At 73.0% G+C, this 6,905-nt stretch carries 4 protein-coding genes and 1 pseudogene; all 5 read left to right on the forward strand.

Going from position 1 to position 6,905, the window contains the following annotated elements:
- Positions 1 to 2: 2 nt before the first annotated feature.
- Complete coding sequence (locus Manayef4_RS08215) at positions 3 to 2,222, forward strand: SpoIIE family protein phosphatase (protein ID WP_139140043.1); 2,220 nt, start codon at positions 3 to 5, stop codon at positions 2,220 to 2,222.
- Positions 2,222 to 3,592 carry a vWA domain-containing protein gene (locus Manayef4_RS08220; protein ID WP_070131181.1) on the forward strand — a complete coding sequence of 457 codons (1,371 nt, stop codon included), beginning with the start codon at positions 2,222 to 2,224 and terminating at the stop codon, positions 3,590 to 3,592. Before Manayef4_RS08215 ends, Manayef4_RS08220 begins: the two co-directional genes overlap by 1 nt.
- A 17-nt stretch (positions 3,593 to 3,609) precedes the next feature.
- Positions 3,610 to 5,499, forward strand: coding sequence for an FHA domain-containing protein (locus Manayef4_RS08225; RefSeq protein WP_011437790.1), 1,890 nt, complete (start codon positions 3,610 to 3,612; stop codon positions 5,497 to 5,499).
- Positions 5,496 to 6,620 (forward strand): hypothetical protein, encoded by a 1,125-nt coding sequence (locus Manayef4_RS08230; protein ID WP_070131182.1) that lies wholly within the window; start codon positions 5,496 to 5,498, stop codon positions 6,618 to 6,620. Before Manayef4_RS08225 ends, Manayef4_RS08230 begins: the two co-directional genes overlap by 4 nt.
- A pseudogene (locus Manayef4_RS24055) lies at positions 6,617 to 6,905 on the forward strand (hypothetical protein); the annotation flags it as partial. The gene Manayef4_RS08230 and the pseudogene Manayef4_RS24055, both read left to right, overlap by 4 nt.

Below are 6,905 nucleotides of genomic sequence, written 5' to 3' on the forward strand. Positions count from 1 at the left end.
CGGTGATCACAGGGGTCGTGGGCGGGGACTCCTCCGATGTCCCGGGCGGTGTCCTGGACGGCCCGCGCGCCAGCGATGGTGGCGTCGCCGGGATCGATCCTTTCGGGGCGGTGACCGGTTCACCCGGAGCGCAGGAGGCGAACGAGCTCGGAGGCCCGGACGCGCCGGCGGCCGGGCAGGACGACAGCGACGAGCTGGAAGACCCCACCGGACCCGACGACCCGGGCGGATCCGGTGGTCTGGCCGGGTCGTCGGGTCCGGATGCACTTGAGGGTGCCGAGCTGCTCGGCGAAGCCGAAGAGTTGGACGTGCCAGACGTGCCAGACGCGCTGGACGCGCTGGACGAGGCGGAGGACCCGGGTCCGTTCGACGTGACCGCCGAGTCGGTGGAGCCCGGTGACTCGGATCAGCCGTTCCCGTTCGACGACGCACGTCCTGACGACGCCGTTCCTGACGACGCCGTTCCTGACGACGCCGTTCCTGACGACGCGGTTCCCGAGGACGTCGGTCTCGACGACCCTGCCGGTCTTGACGACCCTGCCGGTCTTGACGACCCTGCCGGTCTCGACGACACACGTCCTGAAGACGCCGTTCCCGACCCTGCCGGTCTTGACGACCCTGCCGGTCTCGACGAGGTCGACTTCGACGAGTTCGACGCCGCCGCGGACGCGGGGRCCGGCGCGGTCTCCTTACGCCATGCCCCACCCCGCGTCGCCCTGCCCACGGCGAGCGCCGGACTGATCATGCCGGTGCGGGTCGAGCTGAGCTGGCCGGAACTTCCGGGACTGCCGCTGGTTGATCTGCTCGACAGCCATTCCGCCGATGCTCCCGCGATCTCCGCGGCCGCACTGCTGCGCGCCTTCGTCGAGATCGGCCGCAGCCTCGAACCGTTCCATCAGCAGGGCGTGGGGCTTCTCGCGCCGTGGAGCTTCAGGTGGACCGGGCAGAGCCTCACTCTGGCCGTCTGCGATCTGCTGGACGCGGGCAGGCACGACCCCGTCGACCCCTGGTTCGTCACTCCGGCGGGGGAGCGTGGTCCCGCCCGTGACCTTCGCCTGTTCGCCGTGGTGCTGTTCAAGGCGCTGACCGGCGAGTGGAGCAACCGGGACGCCTCGATGCTGGCGATGGCCGGGCTTGCCGCCGGCGAGTGGCCGCCCGGCGCCGACGCCGCGCTGCGGGCCTGCCTACATCCCGAGCATGGTCGCCGGGCGACCGGAGCCGGTGCGCTGGCGTCGAGGATCGCACCCTTCGTCTTCCCCGCGCGCAACGAGCGGCTGACGACCGTCGTCGCGTGCGAGAGCGTGACGGGCTGGCGCAAGGCGGGCGGCAACCCGGAAGGCGACAACGAGGACGCGGTCGGCTGGGCGAAGGTCGAGGACCCGTCGGACGGCACGACCACCGCCTGCGCGGTGCTCGACGGCATTACCGGTCCCGGTGACGGTTCGGGACGGTGGGCGGCGCGGGCGCTGCTCGCGGCATTCCGTCGGCGGTGGAAGGACGGCGAGACCGAACCGGAGCGGCTGCTGCTGGACGTCGCGCTGCCGCCGCCGCCCGCGCCGCTGAGCCGCCGGGCCGCCGCGGTGGCGGTGCTCGCCTCGATCTCCCGCGGTCGCGCCGACATCGCGACCGTCGGGGACTGCCGTGCCTACCTGCTGCGCCGCTGCGGCGACGGCTTCGTGGCCACCCGGCTGTCCAGCGAGCACAGCGTGGTCGCCGAGGCGATCGTCGCCGGCCAGGCTCCCACACCCGAGGAGCGCGGCATCGTGACCGAGAGCGTCCGGACGGCGCAGCGCGGCGCGACCGCGGTGGCGACCAGAAGGGTGCAGCTCGCCGACGGCGACCTGCTGATCCTCGCCACCGACGGGGCGTGCGAGGCGGGCGTCGACACCGCCGAGGACATTCCGGGCGTGGCCGACTGGAGGTTCTGCGACGTGCTGGAGGACCTCGCCTCGGTCGCCCGCACCCCCGCCGAACTGGCCTCGTTGCTCTGCCGTCGGGCGGAGGACCTCGGTGGGCACGACAACGCCACCGTCGCGGTGATCGCGATCCGCTCCGCCCGGGAGAAGGTGGTCGCCACCCGGACCAGACCGCGCCAGCGGGCGATGCTCACCGGCGTCGGCGAGTCCCGCGGCACCGGCACGCGCATTCACGGGGAGCCGCGCATTCACGGGGAGCCGCGCATTCACGGGGAGCCGCGCATTCACGGGGAGAAAGGAAACTGATGAACGACAGGGACCGGCTCGGCGTCGAGGGCCAGATGGACCGGGGTGTCACGAAGCCGGGTGGGGTGCTCCGGCTGACGATCAGCGTGGCCGATCCGCCGCGGGGCCGGCGGGAGGTGGCGGTCGCCGTCGCGGTCGACGCATCCCTGTCGATGCTGCATCCGGCGGCGCCGGACGCGGTCAGCAAGTGGGAGCTCGCGCAGCGGGTTCTGGAACGCGTGCACGGCCTGCTGCCCGACGGCTGCCCGCTCGTGCTGGTGCGCTTCGCCCGCGAGGCGCGAGTGATCAGCGCCGGACGTCGGCCCGACCGCCTGCCGGCCGTTGACGGCCCCACGAACAGCGACGCGGACTCCTACACCAACATCGGCGACGCGCTCGCCGTCGCCGGGCGGGAGCTGCTCGCGCAGGCGCCGGACGCGGACGTCTACCGGGTCCTGCTCATCACCGACGGTGAGGCCAACATCGGCCGCTGGCAGCCCGAGCAGCTCGCCCACATCGTCGCCGGGCTCGGCGACCAGGGCATCGGGACGGACGCGCTGGGCATCGGCGTCGACGCCCGGGACGAGGTGCTCGCCGAGATGGTCGGGGTGTGCGGCCAGACGCAGCACGTCTGGGCGGCGGCCGAGGACGTCGACCGGATCGACGCGATCGTCTCGTCGCTGATCGAACCGGTGGTCGGCGCGGCCGCGGGGCGCGGTGAGCTGCGGGTCCTGATCCGACCCGGCTGGACGGTGGAGGCGCTGCGGCGGATCAAACCGCAGCGTCACCTCATGAAGGTGCCGCCACCGACCTCGCGCGGCACCGAGCTGCGGCTGCCGCTACCCGCCGTGAGCACCGGCGAGGACCGTCCGGTCTTCCTGCTCCGGTTGCGCGCTCCGGACACACCGCTCGGCGCGCACACGATTCTTCAGGCCCGCGGCGGGGTGGTCGCCGGTGGACGGCGGCTGGCTGTGGACAGCCGGGCCGACCCGCACGCCGCGCAGCGCTTCCGGGCCACCGTCGAGGCGGATGTCTTCCCGGACGCGGAATCCTCCCTCGAACACGAGGAGAGCATCGCGGAGTTCGACGAGGAGATTGYGAAGCGGGCCAGCTTCGCCCATTCCCGGGAGAGCGTCACCGAGCTGTTCCGGAACGCGGCGCTGTGGGCGGCGGACCGCGGATTCGACGATCTGGCCGACCACTACAACGCGACGCTACGGGCCCTCGGCCAGGGTGTCGCGCCGGCCGACGCGGTGTCGGGAGCCCGGGTCCGGGCGACCCGCACCAGGACCCGGACCCGTGATCTCGTCGAGGCGGACCCCGTGTCCGGCCGGCAACACGGCGGGGCGGCGTCCCGTCGGCGTCTCGACGACGTCCTCGGCAACAGCTGACAATCGGTAGGAGTCCCATGTCCTCGACGACGGTGCTGTTCGACGTCAGTAACATCACCCGGGACGGTTCGCCGGGCAGCTTCGCGCAGATCGGTCTCGGCTGCGCGCACGGCGCACGCTGCCCGCGCCGGTGCGGCGTGACCGCGCGGCTGTTCGCCGTGGAGGCCGCCGCCCGCCGTGCCTTCGGCGCCGACGCGACCTTTCGCTATGTGGCCGACAACAGCCTGCGCGGCCTGCTTGACGACCTCGCTCCGCTGCAGCGGTACTACCGTGACGGCGCTCTGGCCTGGGCGGCCGAGGCCGACGACATCCTGCTGGAGGAGGCGAGGGCCGTCGGGGGGAAGGTCGTCAGCAAGGACAACTTCTACGGCAAACGCAACATCGACGCCCACGCGTGGATCCAGGGCGACGCCTCGACCTTCTTCGGATGGAAGGTGCTACCCGCCGCCCCGGCGGGCGAGAACGTGAAACTGGTCCGCCGGGCGATGAACCGGATCGACACCGTCACCTGGGAGCGGGCCGCGCGGCAGGACGAGGTGAAGGCGTCGGGCCTGCGGGGGCGACCGGAGGTCGTCGCCGCTGCCCGCGCCAACGCCTATCGCTGCGTGACCCCCGACTGCGTGAACGCCCGGCTGGGGCCGCTCGTGTCGCCACCGATGCGCGTGGCGGGGCGCGGCCAGGGCGCCCGGCTGGTCTGTCCGCTGTGTCGACGCCCGGTCCAGGAGATCGAGACGGATACTGGGCAGGCGGTCGGGGACGCCTCGGGCGCGGCGTCGCCTGTGCCCTCGGCGTCGCCCATGCCCCCCGCGCCGCGGGACGCGCCGGCCCCCCGGGGAGCGACCGAGCCCCTGGACCTGGATGCCCCGGACCGGCAGGCGGGCCATGGCGAACCCGGGGAGGGAAGTCGCAGGACCCTGGCGGACGCGCTCGGGGACGCGCTCGCGGACGACGCCACGATCTTCGATGCTCCCGCCTACATCCCGCCCTCGGGCACCGTGGGGGCGCCGACCATCGTCGGCCTGCCCGTGCCGTCCGGCGCCGGGTGGGATGCCAGGGTGGTGGCGGGTCCGGTCGTGCTGAGGATCGAGGGTGGCGGCACCCATCGYCTCGTGACGTTGGAGGTGGGCACCACGGTCGTCCTTGGGCGCCATCCCGACCACAACCTCGGCTCGGAGCAGCTCGTCGACGTCACGGCCGGGCTCGGTAGCAGTTACGACTACATCAGCACCCGGCACGTGGAGATCACCCTCACGGCTGCCGGCACGGCGATGGTGGTCGACCGCTCCCACAACGGCACCAGTCTGGGCGACGACCGGCTGGTGCGTGACCTGCCCCGGGAGTGGCGTTTCGACGTCCCGCTCCACCTGGCCGGGTCGCTCGTGCGGGTCGGCCGGGTCAACGCGGCTGGGACGGCTGGGGCGGCCGAGGCAACCAGGGCGGCCGAGGCAACCAGGGCGGCCGGGCGGCCGGGCGGAACAGGCTGGCGGCTGACCGTCCGGCGCGGCGACGGCTCGTCGTTCGACACCCCGAACGTGGGACCCGGTGAACGCATTGTGCTGGGACGGCAACCGAACGCCGTGCAGCGGACGGCGGACGACCTGATCGTCGTCGACGTCTGCGACCGGCTGCAGATCGACGCCGCCGGCCGGGTCTCGCGGCGCCATCTGATGGTCGGCAACGAGCGCGACGGGACGGTGACGCTCACCGACCTGTCGACGAACGGCTCGTGGGTGGGTGCCCGGCGGCTGACGCCGGGCGTCGCCGAGAGGTGGGACGGCGAGGAGCCGGTCTGGCTGGTCCGCGACGTCGTGGGTCTGGAAGTGCATGTGACGGGACCCTGGCCGGCCGGCGGGGTGCTCGGGAACGGCGGACCTGGCGGYGGTGGGGTACCCGGAGGTGGCCGGTGAGTACGGTCGCCTCTGATTTGGAGATCGTCGAACGGTTGCGYTACGGGGCGTCCTTCGCGTCGGTGCCGCGCACCTGGGGCCGTGGCCGGTACCGCTGCGTGCGTCATCTCGCCGAGGGCGGCCAAGGTTACGTCGAGCTCGCCCGGGACGAGTGGAGCAACGCCCTGGTCGTCGTCAAGGGCGCATGGTGGGGCGGCCGCGACCACGACATCAATCCCGAGTACGCCAGGACCCAGTACGAGAAGCGCTCGATCGACGTCGAGGACGCGGTCGCCGTGCAGGCGGCGCTCGGCGAGATCACCCACGGGGTGCCGGCCCTGGTGGACGTCGTCTACGGGCCCTCGCCGACCCGGCACGACCATAACGCGCTCGTGACCGGGGGCAACGAGCGGGAGGTCGAGCGGTACAACCGTGAGGCGTTCATCGTCATGCAGTTCATCGGTGACATCGGGCAGATGGTGCCCACCACGCTTGACTCCCGGGTCACCGAGTCCGGCCCGCTCAGCGCCCGCCAGGTCGTTGAGCTGGCCGACCAGATCAGCGCCACGCTGGAGGCGATGCACACGATCCGACCGCAGCGGCTCTACCAGCACGAGGAACGGATCAGGGGGTACTGGGTCCACGGCGACGTCAAGCCGGAGAACATCCTCGTCGCTGGTGACCCACCCCGGTACTCGCTCGTCGACCTGTCGACGGYGGCGATCGTCGAGCCGTCGGCCAAGGTCATGCCCACCACCGCGACCCCGGGCTACGCCCCGCCGGGAGCCGAGCCGCTCAGCCCGCAGTACGACCTGCACTGCCTGGCGGCCACCCTGCTGTTCGCGCTGACCGGTGACCGCCCGGATGACTGGCTCGGCGGGGCGACCGAGGCCAGGTCGGCCGCGGACGCCGCCGGTTCCCGGGCTGATGCCGAGGCGCGGGACGAGAAGCTGCGGCAGCTGCGGGGTGAGCTCGCGGCCCGTCGCGTGCACCCCATGCTGATCCGCTTGATCACCGACTGCCTGCCCGCCGATCCGCGTTTCCGGCTCGGCACCGCCACCGTGCTACGCGCGGAGATCGCCGCGGTGCGTACCGCGCTGGTCGCCCGCGAGGTCCTGTCGGATGAGGAGCCGCAACCGTGAGCTGGTGGAACCGGAGCGCGTGGGGGAGCCAGCCCGACGGCGAATCGAAGTCGAACCCGGGGGCGGCCCCGGACCGCGGAGCGGGCTCGAACGGCAGGGCCTTCCAGGGCGGTCGGACGGGATCGACCGGCGCGGCGTCTTCGGGTGGTGGCGGGTATTCGGGGAGCGCGGCGTCTTCGGGTGGTGGCGGGTACCCGGGCGGCACCGCGGGCCCCGCCGGCGCGGACGACTTCGACGACTTCGACGACTTCGCGGACCCCGAGCCGCTCCCCGCCGGACCCGCCG

The sequence above is a fragment of the Frankia sp. CgMI4 genome, from assembly GCF_001756285.1.
GTDB lineage: Bacteria > Actinomycetota > Actinomycetes > Frankiales > Frankiaceae > Frankia > Frankia casuarinae.